At 68.8% G+C, this 21,782-nt stretch carries 16 protein-coding genes; 15 read left to right on the forward strand and 1 reads right to left on the reverse strand.

The window, feature by feature from the left end; all coding sequences use genetic code 11:
• The first annotated feature begins 6 nt into the window (after nucleotides 1-6).
• From AE618_RS12460 to AE618_RS12530, 15 genes are all read left to right on the forward strand, one after another.
• The gene (locus AE618_RS12460) at nucleotides 7-645 is read left to right on the forward strand and encodes a DUF2460 domain-containing protein (protein WP_054209385.1); all 639 of its coding nucleotides are present in this window, start codon (nucleotides 7-9) and stop codon (nucleotides 643-645) included.
• Between the two features lie 10 nt (nucleotides 646-655).
• Nucleotides 656-1,537 carry a DUF2163 domain-containing protein gene (locus AE618_RS12465; RefSeq protein WP_054209386.1) on the forward strand — a complete coding sequence of 294 codons (882 nt, stop codon included), beginning with the start codon at nucleotides 656-658 and terminating at the stop codon, nucleotides 1,535-1,537.
• Nucleotides 1,534-1,992, forward strand: coding sequence for an NlpC/P60 family protein (locus tag AE618_RS12470; protein WP_054209387.1), 459 nt, complete (start codon nucleotides 1,534-1,536; stop codon nucleotides 1,990-1,992). The genes AE618_RS12465 and AE618_RS12470 overlap by 4 nt, the downstream gene beginning before the upstream one ends.
• Nucleotides 1,992-5,909, forward strand: a complete 3,918-nt coding sequence (locus AE618_RS12475; protein WP_054209388.1) for a baseplate multidomain protein megatron — start codon at nucleotides 1,992-1,994, stop codon at nucleotides 5,907-5,909. Before AE618_RS12470 ends, AE618_RS12475 begins: the two co-directional genes overlap by 1 nt.
• 55 nt (nucleotides 5,910-5,964) lie before the next feature.
• A complete protein-coding gene (locus tag AE618_RS12480) occupies nucleotides 5,965-6,285 on the forward strand; it encodes a PepSY domain-containing protein (protein ID WP_054209389.1) in 321 nt (106 codons plus the stop codon).
• A gap of 41 nt (nucleotides 6,286-6,326) precedes the next feature.
• Nucleotides 6,327-6,995, forward strand: a complete 669-nt coding sequence (locus tag AE618_RS12485) for a response regulator transcription factor (protein ID WP_054209390.1) — start codon at nucleotides 6,327-6,329, stop codon at nucleotides 6,993-6,995.
• A 9-nt stretch (nucleotides 6,996-7,004) separates the two neighbouring features.
• A complete protein-coding gene (locus AE618_RS12490) occupies nucleotides 7,005-8,387 on the forward strand; it encodes an ATP-binding protein (RefSeq protein ID WP_054209391.1) in 1,383 nt (460 codons plus the stop codon).
• A 74-nt stretch (nucleotides 8,388-8,461) separates the two neighbouring features.
• A complete protein-coding gene (gene ccmI / locus AE618_RS12495; RefSeq protein ID WP_054209392.1) occupies nucleotides 8,462-9,562 on the forward strand; it encodes a c-type cytochrome biogenesis protein CcmI in 1,101 nt (366 codons plus the stop codon).
• Between the two features lie 41 nt (nucleotides 9,563-9,603).
• Complete coding sequence (ccmE, locus tag AE618_RS12500) at nucleotides 9,604-10,086, forward strand: cytochrome c maturation protein CcmE (RefSeq protein WP_054209556.1); 483 nt, start codon at nucleotides 9,604-9,606, stop codon at nucleotides 10,084-10,086.
• A 7-nt stretch (nucleotides 10,087-10,093) separates the two neighbouring features.
• Nucleotides 10,094-12,076, forward strand: a complete 1,983-nt coding sequence (locus tag AE618_RS12505) for a heme lyase CcmF/NrfE family subunit (protein ID WP_054209393.1) — start codon at nucleotides 10,094-10,096, stop codon at nucleotides 12,074-12,076.
• Between the two features lie 20 nt (nucleotides 12,077-12,096).
• Nucleotides 12,097-12,561 carry a cytochrome c-type biogenesis protein gene (locus AE618_RS12510; protein ID WP_054209557.1) on the forward strand — a complete coding sequence of 155 codons (465 nt, stop codon included), beginning with the start codon at nucleotides 12,097-12,099 and terminating at the stop codon, nucleotides 12,559-12,561.
• 136 nt (nucleotides 12,562-12,697) lie between these two features.
• Nucleotides 12,698-13,885, forward strand: a complete 1,188-nt coding sequence (locus AE618_RS12515; RefSeq protein WP_054209394.1) for a trypsin-like peptidase domain-containing protein — start codon at nucleotides 12,698-12,700, stop codon at nucleotides 13,883-13,885.
• Nucleotides 13,886-14,066: 181 nt separating this feature from the next.
• The gene (locus AE618_RS12520; protein ID WP_054209395.1) at nucleotides 14,067-14,750 is read left to right on the forward strand and encodes a response regulator transcription factor; all 684 of its coding nucleotides are present in this window, start codon (nucleotides 14,067-14,069) and stop codon (nucleotides 14,748-14,750) included.
• A 49-nt stretch (nucleotides 14,751-14,799) separates the two neighbouring features.
• Nucleotides 14,800-16,287, forward strand: coding sequence for a HAMP domain-containing sensor histidine kinase (locus tag AE618_RS12525; RefSeq protein WP_248310858.1), 1,488 nt, complete (start codon nucleotides 14,800-14,802; stop codon nucleotides 16,285-16,287).
• Nucleotides 16,288-16,298: 11 nt separating this feature from the next.
• Entirely contained in the window at nucleotides 16,299-19,253 is a 2,955-nt protein-coding gene (locus tag AE618_RS12530; RefSeq protein WP_054209396.1) for a bifunctional [glutamine synthetase] adenylyltransferase/[glutamine synthetase]-adenylyl-L-tyrosine phosphorylase, read from the forward strand.
• A gap of 115 nt (nucleotides 19,254-19,368) precedes the next feature.
• Here AE618_RS12530 and AE618_RS12535 read toward each other — a convergent pair whose 3' ends face one another.
• Entirely contained in the window at nucleotides 19,369-21,663 is a 2,295-nt protein-coding gene (locus AE618_RS12535; RefSeq protein WP_054209397.1) for a PAS domain-containing sensor histidine kinase, read from the reverse strand.
• Nucleotides 21,664-21,782: the final 119 nt, after the last annotated feature.

The raw sequence follows: 21,782 nt of genomic DNA on the forward strand, positions 1-21,782 counted from the left end.
AACGCGATGACCGATTTCCACGAGATCCGCTTCCCGACCGACATCGCGCGCGGTGCGCGCGGTGGGCCGGAGCGGCTGACCCAGATCGTCACGTTGGCGTCGGGGCGCGAGGTCCGCAACAGCCGCTGGGCCCATTCGCGCCGACGCTACGATGCCGGCGTCGGCATCCGCACGCTCGATGCGCTGGCGGCCGTCGTCGCCTTCTTCGAGGAGCGGCGCGGCCGACTCTACGGCTTCCGCTGGCGCGATCGGCTCGACTGGAAGAGCGGCCCGCCATCCCAGGCGCATGCTGCGACGGACCAGGTCATCGGCACCGGCAACGGCGTGACCGCGACCTTCCAGCTCTGCAAGCACTACGGCACGGGCATCGCGACCTATCGCCGGCCGATCACCAAGCCCCTGCCGGGCGAGGTGCTGGTCGCGGTCGATGGCGCCGCCGTCGACCCCGCGCATGTCGCCTCCGACGCCACGACCGGGATCGTCACTTTCGCCGCCGGGCATCCGCCGGGGCCGGGCGCCGTGGTGAGCGCCGGCTTCCTCTTCGACGTGCCGGTGCGCTTCGACATCGACGCGATCGAGGTCGATCTGTCGGCGTTCGAGGCCGGCGAAATCCCCCGCATCCCGATCGTCGAGATCATGCCGTGAGGTCTTTCCCATGCGCGACATCCCATCCGCACTCGCCGCCCATCTTGAGGAGGGCGCGACCACGCTGTGCCGTTGCTGGAGCCTGACCCGCCGCGACGGCGTCGTGCTCGGCTTCACCGACCATGACGGGCCTCTGTCCTTCGACGGCATCACGTTTGCGGCGACGACCGGGCTCGAGGCGGCCGAGACGACGGCCGAGCTTGGCTTCGCCATCGGCGGCGGGGAGGTCTCGGGCGCCTTCGCGGCGATTGGCCTGAACGAAGCCGATCTGGCGCGCGGGCTCTACGACGATGCCCGTATCGCGATCTGGCTGGTGAACTGGGCCGACATCGCCCAGCGCCTGCTGCTGGAAACCGGCTTCGTCGGCGAGATCAGGCGCGGCGATCTCGGCTTCACCGCCGAGGTGAGGGGGCTCGCCAAGGCCTTCGACGAGGAGCGCGGCCGGCTCTACATGCGCTCCTGCGCAGCCGATCTCGGCGATGCCCGCTGTGGCGTGACGCTCGTGGCGGTTACGGCCAGCGTCGCGACCAGCGATGGCCGCCTCGGGCTGACGGCCCCTGCTCTCGCGGCTTTCGCCGACGGGCATTTCACCGGCGGGCGCCTCGTCTTCACCGGCGGCGGCAATGTCGGCTTCTCGACCGAGGTGAAGCGGCATGGTGCTGCTGGCGGCCTCGTCGCGCTCCAGCTCTGGCAGGCGCCGCCGGCACCCATCGCGCCTGGCGATGCCTTCACCGTCTCGCCCGGCTGCGACAAGAGCTTCGCCACCTGCCAGGCGAAATTCGGAAATAGCATCAACTTCAGGGGCTTCCCGCACATCCCCGGTAACGACTTCATCATCGGCGGCGTCAGGCCGGGCGACGGCGCGCTCGATGGCGGGAGCCTGTTCCGATGACCGCTCCCGTTTCGCGGGCCGATATCGTCGAGGCCGCCCGGTTCTGGCTCGGCACGCCCTATCATCACCAGGCCTCGCTGCGCGGCGTCGGCTGCGACTGCCTCGGGCTGGTGCGCGGCGTCTGGCGCGATCTCTACGGCCCGGAGCCTGAAACCCCGCCGCCCTATTCGCAGAGTTGGGCCGAAAGTCTCGGGCCGGAAGGTCTTGGCGCCGAAACGCTCGCTGCGGCGGCCTTGCGTCATCTGCAGCCGGTGGCGCGTGGCGCCGAGCGTCCCGGCGACGTGCTGCTGTTCCGCTGGCGATCGCATTTGCCGGCCAAGCACTGCGCCATCCTCAGCGAACCCGACCGCATCGTGCATGCCCATGACGGCGCGCAGGTCAGCGAGGTCGCGTTCTCCTCGTGGTGGCGGCGGCATCTCAGCCACGCCTTTTCCTTTCCTGGAGTGACCGACTGATGGCCACGCTTCTTCTGCAGGTCGCCGGCAGCGCGCTCGGCACGGCGCTGGGCGGCCCGATCGGCGCCGTCATCGGCCAGGCCATCGGCGGCATCGCCGGCGCGCGGATCGACCAGTCGCTGCTCGGCGGCTCGGGAGGCACGCGCAGGGTCGAGGGGCCGCGCCTCACTGAAATCGATGGTCTCGCATCGAGCGAGGGCGCCGCGATTCCGCGCGTCTATGGTCGTTCCCGCATCGGCGGACAGTTGATCTGGGCGACGCGCTTCGAGGAGGAGATCAAGGTCTCGGTGACCCGCACCAAGAGCGGCGGCAAGGGCAGCCCGAAGCAGAAAACGGTCGAGACCACCTACAGCTACTACGCCAATCTCGCCATCGGCCTGTGCGAGGGGCGCATCGCCTTCGTCCGCCGCATCTGGGTCGATGGCCGCGAACTCGACGTTACCACCGTCACCATGCGCGTCCATGACGGCGATGAGGGGCAGGAGGCCGACCCGCTCATTGCCGCCAAGGAGGGCGGCGCGGCGCCGGCCTATCGTGGCCTCGCCTATGTCGTGTTCGAGCGCTTTCCGCTTGGCGATTACGGCAATCGCGTGCCGCAATTCGCCTTCGAAGTCGTGCGCGCCGTCGAGGGCCTCGGCGGCATGATCCGCGCCGTGACCCTGATCCCGGGCGCCAGCGAGTTCGTCTACGAGATGCGTGCGGTCAGCCATGAGCCGGAGCCGGGCGTGACCGAGAGCCTGAGCCGCCACCAGCTCTATGGCGGTTCGGACGTGGATACCGCGCTTGGCCACCTCATCGCGCTCTGCCCGAACCTGCGGCGCGTCTCGCTCGTCGTCTCCTGGTTCGGCGACGATCTCCGGGCCGGCGACTGCAAGCTGTCGCCGCGCGTCGAGATCGCCCACAAGCCGACCACGGGCGCGGAATGGGCCGTTGCCGGGTTGGATCGTTCGACCGCACGCGTCGTCAGCGAGGTCGGCGGCAAGCCGGCCTTCGGCGGGACGCCCTCGGATGCAAGCGTGATCAGGTTGATCCGTCGCCTGCGCGACGATTACGGTCTCGAGGTCGTGCTCTATCCCTTCGTGATGATGGACATCCCGGCCGGCAACGCGCTGCCCGATCCGGCGAGCGGCGGCGCAGGTCAGCCGCAATATCCCTGGCGCGGCCGCATCACCTGCACTCCGGCGCCGGGCAGCCCCGGTAGCGTCGATGGTACGGCGGGCGCGCAGGCGCAGGTCGCGGCCTTCCTCGGCTCGGTCTCCGCCGCCGACATGTCGGCGGGTGGCGAGCAGATCGCCCGCGCCAGCCCCGATGAATGGAGCTACAGCCGCTTCGTCATGCACTATGCGATGCTGGCTCAGGCGGCAGGGGGCGTTGATGGATTCGTGCTCGGTTCGGAACTGCTCGGCCTGACGCGGGTGCGCGGCATGGCCGGCTATCCGATGGTGGACGGGCTCGTCGGCCTCGCAGCCGAGGTCGCGACGCTGCTGCCTGCCGCCACGCTGACCTATGCCGCCGATTGGACCGAATACGGCGCCCATGTTCGCAACGGCGGGCAGGACGTGACCTTCCCGCTCGACCCGCTCTGGGCCTCGCCGGCCATCGGCGCGATCGGCATCGATTTCTACCCGCCGCTGTCGGACTGGCGCGACACCAGCGATCATACCGACACGGCCATCGCCAGCGGGCCGAGCGATCTGGCCTATCTCCGCGCCCGCCTGAACTCCGGCGAGGCGCATGACTGGTACTATGCCGATGCCGCCGGCCGCCTCGCCCAGACGCGCCTGCCGATCGCGGATGGCGCCCATGGCAAGCCCTGGATCTTCCGCCAGAAGGATCTCGTCGGCTGGTGGAGCAATCCGCATGTCGAGCGCCTCAGTGGCGCGGAGACCGTCGCGACAAGCTTCGTGCCCGGCGCCAAGCCGATCTGGCTCACCGAGATCGGGATTCCCGCCGTCGACAAGGGGGCCAATGCCCCCAACGTCTTCCCCGACGCGAAGTCGGCCGAGAGCGGCTATCCGCATTTCTCCAGCGGCGCGCGCGACGATCTCGTCCAGGCGCGCGGGTTGGAGGCGATCATCTCCGGCTTCGATCCGGCGCGCGAGGGCTTCGAGGCCAGTCGCAACCCGGTGCATCCGGTCACAGGTATCCGCATGATCGACCCGGCCAACATCGTCGTCTGGAGCTATGACGCGCGGCCATTCCCCGCCTTTCCCGATCTCGGGGGCATCTGGGCTGATGGCGCCAGCTACGACACCGGCCATTGGCTCAATGGACGCATCGAGGGCACGCCGGTCGATCGCCTGCTGCGCCGCATCCTGGCCGATTTCGGCTTGCCGGCAGCTGACGAGACCGCAGTCGACAGCTTCCTCGACGGCTATGTGCTGGATCGTCCGATGTCCGCGCGCCAAGCGATCGAGCCGCTTGCGCAGGCCTTCGGCTTCGACGCGACGATGAGCGCCGGGCGCCTGCGCTTCCATGGCCGGGCCGGCACGGTGGCGCGGGGCCTCGCCGATGACGACCTGGTCCGCGATGGCGATGGCCGCCCCTACGAGCTGCGGCGCGCCCAGGAGAGCGAGCTGCCGCTCGAACTGCGCCTCGCCTTCAGCGACGCCGAGGGGGACTATCGCGCCAGCGCCGCTCGCTCGCGCCGGCTGGCGGGGGCCGCCCGTCGCGAGGTCGCCGTCGAGACGGCAATCGTCACGAGGCCGGCCGAGGGCCAGCGCCTCGCCGACCAGCGCCTGCAGGAGGAATGGGCCGGTCGCGAGACACTGGAGATCGAACTCTCGCCGCGCTGCCTCGCCCTCGAACCGGGCGATGTCGTCACCGTTCCGGTCGATGGACAGGAGCGCCTCTTCCGCCTGACCCGGATCAGCGACGGCCCAAGCCGGAAGGCGAGCGCGCGGGCCGTCGAGCCGGCGATCTATCGCAGCAGCGGCGTGCCCAGCCTGCCGCGCCCACCGCGAACCGCGCCGGCGCTGCCTGGTCGCCCGCTGGTCATACCCCTCGCTCTGCCGATCGTGCGGACGCAACCGCCGCCGCTTCTCTCGCTGGCAGCCTTTGCTTCGCCCTGGCCGGGCGCGCTCGCGGTCTGGCAAGCCGACGGTGCCGGCCAGTTCGAGCTGCTGCGGCTGATCGAGGCGCCCGCCATCGTCGGCGAGACTGTGAGCGCGCTGGCGCCGGGGCCGCTCTGGCGCAGCGATGGTCGCGCCGTGCTCGATGTCCGCCTGCGCGGCGGCGTGCTCGCCTCGGTCACGCCTGAAGCCGCGCTCGCCGGAGCCAATGCGCTGGCGCTTCTCGACGCGGCCGGCGAGGTCGAGATCGTGACGGCCTCGACCGTCGAGCTGATCGGCCCGCAGCGTTTCCGGCTGTCTGGGCTGGTGCGCGGCCTCGCGGGGTCGGAGGCCGCAGCCACTCGCAGCCTGCCGGGCGGCTCGCGAATCGTGGTTCTCGACGGGGCGGCTGTGACCTTGACCGACGACCTTGCCGATCTCGGGCAGGAGCGGCGCTACCGCATCGGTCCGATCCAGCGCGATGTCGGCGACCCGTCCATGGTGGATCTCACGGCCGCTGCGAGCGTGGCGGCGCTGCTGCCGCTGGCGCCGGTGAGGCCCTGGGCGCGCCGGATCGACGGTGCGATCGCGATCGGCTGGATCAGGCGCACGCGCATCGATGGCGATTCCTGGGAGCTTGCCGAGGTGCCGCTCGGCGAAGAGGCGGAACTCTACGAAATCGCGATCCTGGACGGCGACACCGAACGGCGGCGGATCAGGACGACGGCCCCGGCCTGGACCTATCCGGCGGCGCTCGAGATCGCCGACTTCGGCGGGATGCAGCCCGAGATCGAAATCGTGATCGCACAACTCAGTGTTGTAGTCGGGCGCGGCCATGAATGGCGTGGACGCGTCCCCGTGCGCTGACTTAGTCTCGCGCTACGCAGCATTCATGGCGCGTTCACGCGTGCGGGATTAGTCCATGTCGATGATGCCCGTCGAAACCATCTTTGCTATGACGCTTCTGGCGACGCCGCTGCCGATCGTCCATATCGACAGTCAGGAGCCGATGTCCTGCCTGTCGGCCGACGAGACCCGCGACGCCGTCGCCGAGGGGCGCGTCATCCAGCCGGCTCAGGCCTCCCGCCATGCGAGACAGGCTGCGCCGGGCGAGGTCGTGCGCATCCGGCTTTGCCGGCAGGGCGATGACTATGTCTATGTGGTGACGACGTTGAAGCGCGACGGGCGAGTCGCCCGCGTGACGCTTGAAGGACAGTCGGGCAAGGTCGGGACGATTCGCTGACCGACATCCGCCGACCTACCGCCAACAGGAGCTGACCCACCGTGAGACTGCTCGTCGTCGAGGACGACAAGGACCTCAACCGCCAGATCGTCACCGCGCTTGAGAATGCCGGCTATGCCGTCGACAAGGCTTTCGACGGCGAGGAGGGGCTGTATCTGGGCGAGACCGAGCCCTATGACGCGGTGATCCTCGATCTCGGCTTGCCGAAGGTCGATGGTGTCTCCGTGCTGCAGGGCTGGCGGCGCGCCGGCAAGATCATGCCCGTGCTGATCCTGACCGCGCGCGACCGCTGGAGCGACAAGGTCGCGGGCTTCGACGCCGGCGCCGACGACTACGTCACCAAGCCGTTCCATGTCGAGGAGCTGTTGGCGCGCGTGCGGGCGCTTTTGCGTCGCGCCGCCGGTCACGCCACCTCCGAACTCGTCTGCGGTCCCGTCAGGCTCGACACGCGGGCGAGCCGCGTCGTCGTCGATGGCAATCCGATCAAGCTGACTTCGCATGAATACCGGCTGCTGGCCTATCTGATGCATCATCAGGGCCGCGTGGTCTCGCGCACCGAGCTCGTCGAGCATCTCTACGATCAGGATTTCGACCGCGATTCCAACACGATCGAGGTCTTCGTCGGCCGTCTGCGCAAGAAGCTCGGCGTCGAGGTCATCGAGACCGTGCGCGGCCTGGGTTACATCGCCGCTGCACCCGAAAAGGTCTGATTCCGGCAGATGCCGTTCCGGTCGCATCGCTATTCGCTCGGCGCGCGGCTGTTCCTCTCGGCGGCGATCTGCTGCGCCCTGGTGCTGCTCCTGGCCGGATTCGGCCTGACGACGTTCTATCGCCGCTCGGCCGAGCGAGGCTTCGACGAGCGCCTCAGCGTTTATGTCAAAGAGCTGATCGCCGACCTCGCCGCCCCGCCCGAGACGGAGCGCCAGGCGATCGGCGATCTCGGCGAGCCGCGCTTCGACCTGCCGCTCTCGGGCTGGTACTGGCAGATCATCCGGCTCGACGGCGAGCGGCCGACCATCCGGGCATCGCGCTCCCTCGTCGGCGGGCAACTGCCCAAGCTTCTCGACCAGCCGATCGCGCCCAATGCACGGGGCCTGCGCGAAAGCTACATTTCCGGCCCCGACGACCGCTCGCTACGCATCCTCGAACGCGAGATCGATGTCGGCGAGGATGGCCGATTCACGGTCGCCGTCGCCGCCCCCTCGGATGAGATCGACGCCGATATCCGCGACTTCCGGCTGGCGCTGACCATGACCTTCGTCCTGCTGGGACTGGCCTTGGTCGCCTCCACCATCGCCCAGGTTCGTTTCGGCCTGCGTCCTCTCGTGCGCCTGGGCGCCGCCGTCGGCATGGTGCGTACCGGCGAGAAGCCGCGCATCATCGGCCAGTATCCTCCCGATCTCGCTCCCCTGGCCGGCGAACTCAACCAGCTCATCGACGCCAATCACGAGATCCTCGACCGCGCCCGCACCCAGGTCGGCAATCTCGCCCACGCCCTCAAGACGCCGCTTAGCGTGATGCTGAACGAGGCCGAGGCCGATGGCGGCGAGGGGCAACTGCCCCAGACGGTGAAGAGCCAGGCTGCGATCATGCGCGATCAGGTCCAGTACTATCTCGACCGCGCCCGTGCGGCGGCGCTCTCGGGCGCGCTCGGCGGCGTCACCGAGGTGGCGCCCGCGCTCGATGCCCTGATCCGCACCTTCACCAAGATCTCTCAGGGCAGGGGCATCGCTGGCAGCCACAGTGTCCCGGCGCGCGTCCGGTTCCGCGGCGAGAAGCAGGATTTCGAGGAAATGCTGGGCAACCTGCTCGACAACGCCTTCAAATGGGCAAAGGCGACCGTCGAGGTTTCGCTGGCGGCCCCGGAAGAAGGCAAGCCCGGCCAGATCGTCCTGCTGATCGACGATGACGGGCCAGGCCTGCCGGAGGAGGCCTTGGCCGATGTCCTGAAGCGCGGCCGGCGGCTCGACGAGGCGACGCCTGGCTCGGGGCTGGGCCTAGCGATCGTGGTCGATCTCGCCAAGCTTTACGGCGGAGAGCTGTCCTTGCAGCGTTCGCCGTTGGGTGGCCTGCGAGCCTGCCTCGTCCTGCCCTCCGTCTGAGCCATGTGCCCGCGTGACCCTTTGTCGCCATCTTCGGACATGAAGCCGGACCCGTCTTTGGCTAAGACCTCTCCATGCTGATCTGGATTATCTTCGCGGTCATGACGGGGGCGGCGATCTTCGCCCTGCTCTGGCCGCTCAGCCATGGCCGCGTCGCCGCCCTGGCCGATGCGTCCGATGCGACGAGCCTCTACCGGGCCCAGCTCGGCGAGATCGACCGTGATCTGGCGCGCCGGCTGATCGGGCCTGGCGAGGCAGAGGCTGCACGCGCCGAGGCGGCTCGGCGCCTGTTGCGTGCCTCCGGCGATGAAACCGACCCGGCCGGCGAGACTGAATCCTCGTTGCGCCGCCGCCGCGCCACCTCCGCCCTGGCTCTCTCCTGCGTGCCGCTGCTGGCGCTGCTGGTCTATGGTGCCTATGGCTCGCCGGGAAACCCGGACCAGCCTTTGTCGGCGCGGTTGCAGGCCGATCCGTCGCGTCAGGATTTCGCGCTGGCGTTGTCGCGGATCGAGACTCACCTCGCCAACAACCCCTCGGACGCCAAGGGCTGGTCGGTGATCGCGCCGGTCTATCTGCGTCAGGGTCGCTATGACGATGCGGCCAACGCGTTTGCTGCCGCGATCCGGCATGGCGAGCCGAATTCCGAGGCGCTGGCGGGCCTGGGCGAGGCACGCACGCTGGCGGCCGGCGGCGTCGTCACGGCTTCGGCCCGCGAGAGCTTCGCCGAAGCCGTCAAGCTCGACCAAGAGAATGCCCGCGCCCGCTTCTTCCTCGCCATTGGCAAGGAGCAGGACGGGGATGCGCCGGCTGCGATCACGGCTCTGCGGGACCTGCTCGGCACCGCCGCACCCGATGCGCCCTGGAGTGCGGCCGTGCGCCAGCGCCTCGAGCGGCTCGAAGCGGAAACCGCAGGCAGCGCGATCACCTCACTGGCCCCCGCCGACCGTCAGGCCGCGATCCGCACCATGGTCGACGGGTTGGCGCAGCGCCTGAAGGCCGGCGGTGGCACGCTTCCGGAATGGACGCGGCTGATCCGCTCGCAGGTCGTCCTCGGGGACAGGACCGCCGCCATGGACGCTCTGGCCATGGCGCGCGAGCGCCTCACGGATGCGGCCGCGCTCGCGGAACTCGATGCGCTTGCGGTCGAACTCTCGCTGAAGGAGACGGCGCCATGACCGCAGCCGAGCAGCCCCGCGCCATGGCCCCGAAACGACGGCTGACCCGAAAACAGCGGCGGCTCGTGCTGATCGGCGCCGCGGGTACCGTGCTCTGCCTTGCGGCAGGCCTCGTGCTGTTCGCGCTGCGCGACACGATCGTGTTCTTCTACGGGCCGACGGAGATCGCCGAGAAGGGCGTCGCGCCGGGAACCCGCATGCGCCTCGGCGGGCTGGTCGAGAAGGACTCCGTCGTGCGCGGACCCGGGCAGCGTGTCGTCTTCTCGATCACCGACAGCCGCACCGCGATCAAGGTCAGCTATGACGGGCTGCTGCCCGACCTTTTCCGCGAGGGGCAGGGCGTCGTCACCGAGGGCGTGTTCCAGGGGGCAGGGCAGTTCCGTGCCGATTCCGTCCTGGCCAAGCATGACGAGACCTATATGCCGCGCGAGGTCGCCGACACGCTGAAGAAGCAGGGGCATTGGCAGCCCGACGCCGGGACGTCGGCACCGCAGGCTGCGCCGACGCCTCAGGTCACACAGTGAGGCGCGCATGATCGTCGAGATCGGCCATTTCGCGCTGGCGCTCGCGCTTGGCGTCGCCGTCGTGCAGGCGCTTGTGCCGCTCTGGGGCGTCGCGCGTCAGGACAGGGCGCTGGCCGGCGTCGGCTCCGCTGCGGCGATCACCTGCTTCCTGCTGGTCGCGCTGTCCTTCTGCGCGCTCGTCATCTCCTATGTGCGCTCCGATTTCTCGGTCGAGAACGTCGTCGCCAACTCGCATTCGACGCAGCCGCTGATCTACAAATTGACCTCCGTCTGGGGCAACCATGAGGGCTCGATGCTGCTCTGGGTGCTGATCCTGACGCTGTTCGGCGCTCTGGTGGCGATGTCGCGGCGCTCCCTGCCGGTCAGGCTGCGGGCGGGGACGCTGGCCGCGCAGGGCATGGTGGCGGTCGCCTTCCTCGCCTTTACCCTGCTGACCTCGAACCCGTTCCGCCGGCTGGTTCCGGCCCCGCCCGACGGGCAGGATCTCAACCCGATCCTGCAGGATCTCGGCCTCGCGATCCATCCGCCGCTGCTCTATGTCGGCTATGTCGGCTTCTCCATCACCTATGCCTTCGCGGTCGCAGCCCTGATCGACGGCCGCATCGATGCGGTCTGGGCCCGCGCCGTGCGGCCCTGGACGCTGCTGGCCTGGGTCTTCCTGACACTGGGCATCGCGATGGGCTCCTACTGGGCCTATTACGAACTCGGCTGGGGCGGCTGGTGGTTCTGGGATCCGGTCGAGAACGCCTCGCTGATGCCCTGGCTCGCCGGCACGGCGCTGATCCATTCCACCGTGGTGATGGAGAAGCGCGACGCGCTGAAGGTCTGGACCATCCTGCTGGCGATCCTGACCTTCTCGCTGTCGCTGCTCGGCACATTCATCGTCCGCTCCGGCGTGCTGACCTCGGTGCATTCCTTCGCCAGCGACCCGTCGCGGGGTCTCTTCATCCTCGGCATCCTCGTCTTCTTCGTCGGCGGCTCGCTGGCGCTCTTCGCCTGGCGCGCGCCGCTGCTCCGGCAGGGCGGCCTGTTCGCGCCGGTCTCGCGGGAAGGCGCGCTCGTCGTCAACAATGTCTTCATCGCCACCGCCTGCGCCACCGTCTTCATCGGCACGCTCTATCCGCTCGTGCTGGAGATGCTCACCGGAGACAAGATCTCGGTCGGTCCGCCCTTCTTCAACGCGACTTTCGTGCCGGTGCTGGTGCCGCTGCTGCTGGTCCTGCCGCTGGGCCAATCGCTCGCCTGGAAGCGCGGCGATCTGCTCGGCGCGGCGCAGCGCAACCTCGCCGCGTTCGGGCTCGCGATCCTGGTCGCCCTGGTCATGATCGCCTGGTCCTGGGGCGGTCCGGTTCTGGCGCCGCTGGGCATCGGACTGGGCGTCTTCCTGGTCGCGGGCGCGGCCTTCGATCTCGGCGAGCGCATCGTCACGCGCGCCAGCGGCTGGTCGGCGATGCTGTCGCGGGCGAAAGGCCTGCCGCGCTCGGCCTGGGGCACCGCGCTCGCCCATGCCGGCGTCGGCCTGAGTGTCATCGGCATCGCGGCTGCCGCCTGGAGCACGGAGGCGATCGGCGTGCTCAAGCCGGGCGAGCGGATGACCAGCGGTCGCTACACGATCGTGCTGGAATCGGTCTTGCCGCGCAGCGGGCCGAATTTCCGCGCCGAGGTCGCGCGCTTCCAGCTCTTCTCCGGAAACCGCGAGCTTCAGCCGCTTGAGGCCGCCAAGCGCGTCTACACGGCCCGCTCGATGCCGACGACAGAGGCCGGCATCCGCACCGACGGGCTGAGCCAAGCCTATGTCGCGCTAGGCGAGCCGCAGGGCAATGGCGCCATCGCGGTCCGGCTCTATGACAAGCCGCTGATCCTGCTGATTTGGATTGGCGCCATCGTCATGGCCTTCGGCGGCGCGCTCTCTCTGACAGACCGGCGCTTCCGCCTGGCGGCGCCAAAGCGGGCGATCGCGCGCCCCGCCGCCATACAGCCGGCGGAGTGAACGCGATGCGCCCCGCCTCCATGCGCCGGCTTGTCCTCGCCGTCATGCTGGGCCTCGCCACGGCGGGGCCCGCCGTGGCGGTGCAGCCGGGCGAGATCCTTCCCGATCCAGCGATGGAGCAGCGGGCGCGGGCGATCTCGTCGGAACTGCGCTGCCTGGTTTGCCAGAACCAGTCGATCGACGATTCCGATGCGCCGCTCGCCAAGGATTTGCGCGTGCTCGTGCGCGAACGGCTGGTCGCCGGCGACAGCGACAGCGCGGTGCGCGATTTCGTCGTGGCGCGCTATGGCGACTTCGTGCTGCTGCGGCCGCCGCTCGACGTCAGGACGGCGCTGCTTTGGGGCGCGCCCTTCCTGATCCTGCTGGCAGCGCTGGGCTTCCTGTGGCGGCGGGGCAGGGCGATGGCCGCACCCGCTAGCGCGGCGCCGCTGTCCGAGGATGAACGTCGCCGGGTCGAGCGCCTGCTCGGCGACGAAGCTCCCTGAGCCGCCTCGACCCCGGCAGATGCAAATCGTTACCTTACAAAAACGTCATCTTCGGGCGAAACCGGCGTAACGCGCCGTCCGTCATGGTCCTCGTCACGAGCAGGGAAGGCCCTGCCGCAGATTTCGAGGTTCCGTCATGACGACCAACACAACCCCTTCACGCTCCATCCTGAAGCGCGGCGCCCTCCTTGCCGGCGCGGCCACCCTCGGCATCGGCCTCGCCGCCGGCCTCGCCGATGGCGCCCTGAAACTCGACCATCCCGCCTTCGCCCAGCCGATCCAGCTTTCCGGCGTTCAACCCCAGCTGCCCTCCTTCGCCGACATGGTCGAGAAGGTGAAGCCCGCCGTCGTCTCCGTGCGCGTCAAGCTCAAGGGCGATGGCGAGAGCGCCGATGACGATCAGGGCAGCCTCGACGACCTGCCGCCCGGCCTGCGACGCTTCTTCGAGCAGCAGCAGGGTCCGCGCGCCGCGCGTCCCGACCGGCCGAAGGCGCAGCAGGCCATGGCTCAGGGTTCGGGCTTCTTCATCAGCCAGGACGGCTATGTGGTGACCAACAACCACGTCGTCGAGAAGGCCTCGACCGTCCAGCTCGTCACCGACGACGGCAAGACCCTCGATGCCAAGGTGATCGGCACCGACCCGCGCACCGATCTGGCCCTGCTGAAGGTCAAGGACGGCAGCAATTTCCCCTTCGTCCAGCTCGCGCCCGGCAAGCCGCGCATCGGCGACTGGGTGCTGGCAGTCGGAAACCCCTTCGGCCTGGGTGGCACGGTTACGGCGGGCATCGTCTCGGCCCAGGGCCGCGACATCGGTTCGGGACCCTATGACGACTTCCTGCAGATCGACGCGGCCGTGAATCGCGGCAATTCCGGCGGCCCGACCTTCAACCAGAAGGGCGAAGTCGTGGGCGTCAACACCGCGATCTTCTCGCCCTCGGGCGGCAATGTCGGCATCGCCTTTGCGGTTCCCGCCTCGACAGTCGAGCAGGTCGTCGCAGCCCTCAAGAAGGACGGCAAGGTCTCGCGCGGCTTCATCGGCGTGCAGATCCAGCCGGTCACCGGCGAGATCGCCACGGCGGTCGGCCTGAAGGAGGAGCACGGCGCGCTCGTCGCGGCGGCCGAGAAGGACGGTCCTGCCGCCAAGGCCGGCATCCGGCGCGGCGACACGATCCTCGCGGTCGACGGCGAGTCGGTGAAGGACGCCAAGGACCTCTCGCGCAAGATCGCCAAATATGCGCCGGGCTCCAAGGCCAAGATCACGGTCTGGCGCGACGGCAAGCAGCGCGACATCACCTTCGAGGTCGGCAAGCAGCCTTCGGCCTGAGTTCGGGCACGCTGAACATGCTGCCGACCGCCCGGTCGGCAGCATCAAAGGCAAGGCGCGTGTTCTTCCGGCAGCCTGTCGCCCCCCGCCGGGAGACCAGCCTTCACCGCGGCAGGCCGGATGCGTATCGTCCGGTCTGCCGTTTTGCGTTTTGCAGGCTTTTGTGGACTAGGGTTGGGTCATGAGACTCCTGATCGTCGAAGATGATGCCGAGGCCGCGGCCTATCTGACCAAGGCGTTCCGCGAGGCCGGCCATGTCGCCGACCATGCCGGCGACGGGCTCGAGGGCTACGCCATGGCCGAGGGCGGCGGCTACGACGTGCTCGTGGTCGACCGCATGCTGCCCCGCCTCGACGGCCTTTCGCTGATCCGCTCGCTGCGCGAGCAGAAGGACGCGACGCCGGCGCTGATCCTGTCGGCGCTGGCGCAGGTCGATGACCGCGTGAAGGGCCTGCGCGCAGGCGGCGACGACTATCTGCCCAAGCCCTACGCCTTTTCCGAGCTTCTCGCCCGCGTCGAGGTCCTCGCCCGCCGCCGTGGCGCGCCTGCGTCCGAACCGACGACCTATCGCGTCGGCGATCTCGACCTCGACCGTCTGGCCCACCGTGTCACGCGCGGTGGGACCGAAATCCTGCTGCAGCCACGCGAATTCCGCCTGCTCGAATATCTGATGAAGCATGCCGGCCAGGTGGTGACGCGCACCATGCTGCTGGAGAACGTCTGGGATTATCATTTCGACCCCCAGACCAATGTCATCGACGTGCATGTCAGCCGCCTGCGCGCCAAGGTCGACAAGGGCTTCGAGCATCCGATGATCCACACCATCCGCGGCGCGGGATACATGGTCCGTGACACAGCTCGCTGATCGCCAGGGCGGGGCCGCCGTCGTCCCGTCGCGGCAGAAGCAGCGCCTGTTGCCGAACCTGTTCCGCACGACGGCGTTCAAGCTCACGGCGGTCTATCTCGTCGTCTTCGCGCTCTTCGCCGGGGTGTTGCTCGGCTATGTCGCCTGGAACGCCAGGCGCCTGCTCGACGACCAGATCCGCTCGACCATCGACGCCGAGATCCAGGGCCTGGCCGAGCAGCAGCGCCTCGGCGGCATCAGGCGGCTCGTCAACGTCATCGAGCGCCGCTCGGGCGCGCCGGGCGCCTCGCTTTATCTCGTGACCACGCCGGTGGGCGAGCGCATCGCCGGCAATGTCGAGGCGCTGCCGCCGGGCACGCTCGACCGCCCGGGCGAGGCGGAGATCGAATATGCCCGCTCCAGCGAAACCGTAGACCGGCCGAGCCGCGCCATCGTGCGGATCTTCATGCTGCCCAACGGCTTCCGCCTGCTGGTCGGCCGTGATGTCGAGGAGCGCGAGCGGCTCGGCATCGTCATACGGCGCGCGGCGGGCTGGTCGCTGCTGCTGGTCTTCGTGCTCGGCTGTTTTGCGAGCTGGTTCGTGGCGCGGCGCGTGCTCAAGCGCATCGACGACATGACCGGCACGGCCCAGTCGATCATGGATGGCGACCTCAAGGGCCGGCTCGCGATCTCGGGGACCGGCGACGAACTCGACCGGCTGGCGCTCAACCTCAACGCGATGCTGGACCGGATCGGCGAGCTGATGGCCGGCATGCAGCAGGTCTCCGACAATATCGCCCATGACCTGAAGACGCCGCTGACGCGCCTGCGCAACCGGGCCGAGGAGGCGCTGCGCACGGCGACCTCGCCCGACGAGCTGCGCACCGCGCTCGACGGCTCGATCGACGAGGCCGACAATCTGATCCGCGTTTTCAACGCGCTGCTGATGATCGCGAGGCTCGAAACCGGCCGAATTCAGGACAGCATGGACGTGCTGGACCTCTCCGAGATCGTGTCGGGCATGGCCGAGCTCTACGAGCCGCTGGCCGAGGAGGCCGGGCTGTCGCTGGTGACCGATGTCGCGCCCGGCCTGCGGGTTTCAGGCAACCGGGAACTCATTGGGCAGGCACTGGCGAACCTGATCGACAATGCGTTGAAATATGGCCAGCCGGCGGAGGGCGGACAGGCGCTTGTCACAGTCGCCGCGAGACAGACCGATGGCGAGATTCTGCTTTCGGTCGCCGATCATGGCCCCGGTATCCCCGAGGGGGATCGCGGCCGCGTTCTCGACCGTTTCGTGCGGCTCGATGCCAGCCGCAGCAAGCCCGGCTTTGGCCTGGGCCTCTCCCTTGCCGCTGGCGTCGTCAGGCTCCATGGGGGGCAGCTGCGGCTGGAGGACAATGCGCCTGGCCTGCGCGTCGTCATCGCGCTTCCGATCGGTGAGGCGGGTGCGATCGGGTCCGGTCCCGTCGAAGCCGAGCCTGTGGACACAGCCTCGCCCGCACCGCTTTCTGCCTCGACAGGATCGGCAAACCCTGTTGGCTTGCCATCCCTCTGAGGGGATGCGGGATGACCGAGCGGCTCTGTGACAGGCTGATGGCAGCGCCGGTTCTGCCAGTGCGCGCCCGCATCGAGACGCTGCTGGCGCGCGAACTGTTCGATCGCCTCCATGACCAGGCGGCGACGGACGCGCTGAAGGCTCATCTGGGCGATCATCCGCGCTCGGCCGCACTGGTCGCGGGCGTCCTCGCCCATGCGCCCTTCCTCACGCAGATCATGCGCCAGGATCCTGTCGGCCTGCTCGCCTGCCTGACCAGCGCGCCCGAAGCGCATCGCGACGCTCTCCTGGCCGATATCGCCGAGCGCGGCACGGCTGCAACCGAAGCGCCTGAGCTGATGCGCCTGCTGCGTCGCTTCCGCCGGGCGATGGCGTTGTTGATCGCGCTCGCCGATATCGGCGGCGTCTGGGACGTCGAAACGGTGACGGCAGCCCTGACCGCGATGGCCGACATGGCGGTCAGGCTCGCAAGCGACCATGTCCTCCGGCAGGCGGCCGATCTCGGCCGTATCCGCCTGGCAAATCCGGCCGTGCCCGGCGAGGGCTCCGGACTCGTCGTGCTGGCGCTCGGCAAGCATGGCGCAGGCGAGCTGAATTACTCCTCCGACATCGACATCGTCGTCTTCTTCGATCCGGAGGTGGCGGAGGCCGCCGGTGTCGCCGAGCCGTCGAGCTTCTTTGTCCGGCTGACCCAACAGATCGCCCGCATCATCCAGGAGCGCACGCCCGACGGCTACGTCTTCCGCGTCGATCTGCGCCTGAGGCCGGACCCCGCCTCGACCCATGTCGCGGTCGCCTTGCCCTCGGCCTATTCCTATTACGAGACCGTCGGCCAGAACTGGGAACGCGCGGCGATGATCAAGGCGCGGCCCGTCGCGGGCGACATCGCGCTCGGCCGACGCTTCATCGCCGATCTCGCGCCGTTCATCTGGCGCAAATACTTCGATTTCGCGGCGATCGCCGACATCCACGCGATGAAGCGCCAGATCCAGACCGTGAAGGGCCAGGAGTCGATCGCGGTTGCCGGGCACAATGTGAAGCTCGGCCGGGGCGGCATCCGCGAGATCGAGTTCTTCGTGCAGACGCAGCAGCTCGTTTTCGGCGGCCGGCGGCCGGCGCTGCGCGGCCCCCGGACGCTGGAGATGCTGGGGGAACTGACGAAGGAGGCCTGGATCACGCCGCAGGCGCGCGATCAATTGGCGGAGACCTATCGGTGGCTGCGGACCATCGAGCACCGCCTGCAGATGCGCCATGACGAACAGACCCAGACGCTGCCGAAGCAGGCCGCCGATCTGGAAGCCTTCGCACGCTTCTGCGGCTACCGCTCGACGGCAGCCTTCGGCAAGGCCCTGACGTTCCACGCCAAGCGCGTCGAGGGCCATTACGCCTTGCTGTTCGAGGAGGGGCCGAGCCTGGCGAGCGAAGCCGGGACGCTCAGCTTCACCGGGAACGAACTCGACCCCGATACGCTGGAGACGCTGCAGAAGCTCGGCTTCCGCACGCCGAAGATCGCAGCTGAGACCGTGCGCGGCTGGCATTTCGGCCGCCGCTCGGCGGTCACCAGCGCGCGCGCCCGCGAGGTTCTGACGGAGCTGACGCCGGCCTTGCTCGTCGCGCTCGGCCGCACCGCCGATCCCGACGGCGCGCTCGCCCATCTCGACAACGCCTTCGTGCGCATGCCGGCGGCCGTCGAACTCCTGACCCTGCTGCGCTCGCAGGATGCGCTGCTGACGTTGTTCGCCGAGATCCTCGGCAGCGCGCCGCGCCTGGCCAAGGTCGCGGAGCTGCACCCCCATGTCCTCGATGGTGTCATAGACCCCGCCTTCGGCCAGGCCGTGCTCGATTGCGATGCGCTGACGCGGCGCATCCGCGGCGTCGTCGGCTCGCCGCCGCCCAGCGTCGAGGACGGGCTCGATCGGCTGCGCGATGCGGCGCGGCAGGAGAATTTCCTGGTCGGCGCGCGGCTCCTCTCCGGCGTCTATTCCGCCCAAGCTGCCGCCCAGGCCTATTGCGCCGTCGCCGAGGCCTGCCTGCGCGTCGCCTTCGCCGACACGCGCGACGCCTTCGCGGCCGACCATGGCGTCGTCGAGGGTGCGCAGAGCGTCGTGCTCGGCCTCGGCCGGCTCGGCGCAGGCGAGCTCACGCCGTCCTCCGATCTCGACCTGGTCCTGCTCTACGACCGGCCCGAGGATGCCGAGCCCAGCAAGGGTGGCAAGCCGCTCGATCCCGTGACATGGCATGTCCGCTTCACCCAGCGCCTCGTCGCGGCGCTGACGGTGCCGACGCGGCGCGGCACGCTCTACCAGGTCGACATGCGGCTGCGGCCTTCCGGCGGCAAGAGCCCGGCCGCGACCCAATTCGCCGGCTTCGAGGCCTACCATGCCGGCGAGGCCGAGATCTGGGAGGAGATGGCGCTGACGCGGGCTCGCGTCGTGGCGGGCGATGCGGAGCTGGCAGCGCGCGCCGAAGCCTCGATCCGGGCGATCCTCACCCGCCGCCGCAAGCCGGCGAAGGTCGCAGCCGCCGTCGCCGAAATGCGCGCGCTGATCGCCAGGGAGAAGGGCGAGAAGAATGCCTGGGATCTCAAGCTCGCGCTTGGCGGCCTGACTGATCTCGATTTCCTCGCCCAGTTCCTGGTGCTCGCCTATTCCTGCGATCATCCCGGCTTGCTGGCGCGCGACACGGCGTCGATTTTCGCCGCTGCCCGAGAGGCCGGCTTGCTGGCGGGCGCGGATGCAGCGGCACTGGAGCATGCCGCCCGGTTGATCGGCGATGTCCAGCTCTGGCAGCGTTTCACGGTGGAAGAGGCCTTCGATCCCGCCGCGGTGCCGGTCCGCGTCCTCAACCGGATCGCGACGGCGCTTGGGCGGCCCGATACCAAGGTGCTCAGGGCGGAAATCGACGAGATTCGCGCCGGTGTGCGCGCCATTTTCACCCGTGTCCTGGCGGCAGCGCGAGCGAATTAGCCGTCATTCTCGGGCGGAGCGAAGCGCAGACCCGAGAATCGCGGGCCGGATGAGGCATCGGAGGTTTCTGGTCATGAGATGCCCGGGTCAAGCCCGAGCATGACGCGAGCTTTGCTTATGCGGCCTTGGCGGTGATGCGGCTGGCGCTCTCGAGCGGCAGGTGGACCATGACGATGGTGCCGGCGCCGATCGCGGAGCGCAGGCGCAGCGATCCGCCATGCAGCTCGGTCAGCGAGCGCGCGATGGCCAGGCCCAGCCCCGAGCCCTTGTAGCTGCGGGTCAGGTCGCCCTCGACCTGCTCGAAGGGCCGTCCGATGCGCTCGATCTTGTCGCGGGGGATGCCGATGCCGGTATCCTCGACGAAGATGTTCAGCGCGCCGGGCACCTGGCGGACGCGGATGGCGATCTGCCCGTCATCCGGCGTGAACTTGACCGCGTTGTCGAGCAGGTTGCCGATGATCTGGTAGAGCGCATGCGGGTCGGCTTCGAGATGCGCGTCGCGCGTGCCCTCGACGGTGAGCGCGAGGCGCTTGCGGTCGATCTCGTCCTGCGATTTGCGGACCGCCTCGTCGATCACGAGCGTCAGCGCGATGTCGGACTTCTCCAGATGCAGCTTGCCGGATTCGATGCGCGACATGTTGAGGATGTCGTCGATGATCCCCAGCAGATAGCCGCCGCTGGAGCGGATATCGCGGACATAATCGGTATACTTCTCGCCGAGCGGCCCGAACATGCCGTTCTCCATGATCTCGGAGAAGCCGATGATGGCGTTCAGCGGCGTGCGCAGCTCATGGCTCATATTGGCCAGGAATTCCGATTTGGCGCGGTTGGCGCTTTCGGCGGCTGCCTTCTGCTCGAGATAGCGCTCGGCCATGTCGGCGAGCTGCTGTGCCTGCGCTTCCAGCTTCTGGCGCGAGGCCTTGAGGTCGGTGACATGCATCAGGAGCTGGTGCTCGGACTGGGTCAGCCGCTCTTCCTGCTGCTTCAGCTTGGTGATGTCGGTGCCGACCGAGACCGAGCCGCCGTCCTTGGTGCGCCGGCCGTTGATCTGGAGCCAGCGGCCGTCGGACAGGCGCGCCTCATAGGACGAGGCGCCGTCGATGCTGTGCAGTGCGCGCATCGATTTGCGGTCGATGTTGGGCTGCGCGCTCAGCTGCATGATCTGGTCATGGGTTGCGCCGCCTTGCGCCATATCGGCGGTGAGCTGGTGCAGCTGCTGGTATTTGGCGTTGCAGAGCACGAGGCGGTTGTCCGCGTCCCAGAGTACGAAGGCTTCGGAGATCGCCTCGACGGCGTCGCGCAGGCGGCTGTCGGCGGTCGCGGTGCGCTCGGCCATGCGGCGCTGCTCGGAGATGTCGACGACGATGCCGACGAGATGCTGCGAACGGGTGCGACGGTCGGTGACGAGCTCGGCGCGGGCCTTCAGCCAGATCCAGTTGCCGGCGCTGTCGCGGACGCGGAACTCCTGGTCGAGATGGGTCGCCTCGCCACGGCTGATCGCATCGGCGAAAGCGTAGAGATCGACGTCGTCGCGATGGATGAAGCCGCTGACCTCGCCGAAGGACATGTACTGGCCGGTGCGGTCATAGCCGAGCATCGCGTACATCGAGTCCGACCAGTAGATGCGCCCGCGCGCCAGGTCCCAGTCCCAGAGGCCGCAATGGCCGCGGTTGAGCGCCGTATCGATGCGCTCGCGCACGCAGTCGCAATCCTCGTCGGCGGCGCGGGCCCGCTGCGATTGCAGCACGAAGCCTGCCGTGATCGCGGTGAGCGCGACGCCGGCCAGAGCGAAGAGCAAGGCGAGGCCGCCGCGGCGCTGCTGCCAGGTCGAGAGCACCCGCGAAACCGGCTGCATGACGGCGACCTGGCCGAGGGGGGCGGCGAGGTTCCTGACGGCGGCAAAGACCTCCATGCCGCCGGGCAGCGTGATCCGCATCACGCCGGCGCGATCGCCGAAAACCGTCAATGGCTGGGTCTGACCGAGGAAATCGACCAGCGTCCGCTGCGTTTGTCCGATCACCGGCTCGCTTGCGATGAGATGCCCGTCTTCGCTGCTCACATGGACGATGCGGCCCTGGGCCGCGAGATGGCGGGAGGCCAGCGCAGCGAGCACGGTGGAGGGCACCGCCCCCGTGCGGGTTCCATTGTCGAGATCCCGCGCCAGCAGGGCGGAAACCAGATCGATCTCACCGGCAGCGTCGAGCAGGGCATCTTCGCGCATGGCCGTCGTCTGCATCGCCGCGCCCGCCGCGAGGAGGACGATGAACAGTGCGACGATGCCGGGGATGACGGTTCTGAATGCCGGCTCGAGGCTCTCGAACCGCTGATAAAGCGGATGTGTCAGCGATCTCGCTACGCCCAGAATCGTGTCTGCGCGCACAGTTGCGCAACTCGCGTTGGCACGCGTCATGCCCGTCCCCCTTCGGATACTTTACCGTCAGCAGATCGGGAGACGTGCCGCATCCCCGCGAATCACGTTTAATAGAATCCGCGTGAGTCCCTTTGTCTAGCCTTGAGTTGAGTATCGTC

This window comes from Allobosea vaviloviae (assembly GCF_001298265.1).
GTDB classification, from domain to species: Bacteria; Pseudomonadota; Alphaproteobacteria; order Rhizobiales; family Beijerinckiaceae; genus Allobosea; species Allobosea vaviloviae_B.

Coding starts and splice junctions, on each gene's coding strand:
- AE618_RS12520 (WP_054209395.1), top strand. CDS start 14,067: ATGAGACTCCTGATCGTCGAAGATGATGCCGAGGCCGCGGCCTATCTG.
- AE618_RS12480 (WP_054209389.1), top strand. CDS start 5,965: ATGTCGATGATGCCCGTCGAAACCATCTTTGCTATGACGCTTCTGGCG.
- AE618_RS12535 (WP_054209397.1), bottom strand. CDS start 21,663: ATGACGCGTGCCAACGCGAGTTGCGCAACTGTGCGCGCAGACACGATT.
- AE618_RS12505 (WP_054209393.1), top strand. CDS start 10,094: ATGATCGTCGAGATCGGCCATTTCGCGCTGGCGCTCGCGCTTGGCGTC.
- AE618_RS12530 (WP_054209396.1), top strand. CDS start 16,299: ATGACCGAGCGGCTCTGTGACAGGCTGATGGCAGCGCCGGTTCTGCCA.
- AE618_RS12490 (WP_054209391.1), top strand. CDS start 7,005: ATGCCGTTCCGGTCGCATCGCTATTCGCTCGGCGCGCGGCTGTTCCTC.
- ccmI (WP_054209392.1), top strand. CDS start 8,462: ATGCTGATCTGGATTATCTTCGCGGTCATGACGGGGGCGGCGATCTTC.
- AE618_RS12515 (WP_054209394.1), top strand. CDS start 12,698: ATGACGACCAACACAACCCCTTCACGCTCCATCCTGAAGCGCGGCGCC.
- AE618_RS12510 (WP_054209557.1), top strand. CDS start 12,097: ATGCGCCGGCTTGTCCTCGCCGTCATGCTGGGCCTCGCCACGGCGGGG.
- AE618_RS12465 (WP_054209386.1), top strand. CDS start 656: ATGCGCGACATCCCATCCGCACTCGCCGCCCATCTTGAGGAGGGCGCG.
- AE618_RS12470 (WP_054209387.1), top strand. CDS start 1,534: ATGACCGCTCCCGTTTCGCGGGCCGATATCGTCGAGGCCGCCCGGTTC.
- AE618_RS12475 (WP_054209388.1), top strand. CDS start 1,992: ATGGCCACGCTTCTTCTGCAGGTCGCCGGCAGCGCGCTCGGCACGGCG.
- AE618_RS12460 (WP_054209385.1), top strand. CDS start 7: ATGACCGATTTCCACGAGATCCGCTTCCCGACCGACATCGCGCGCGGT.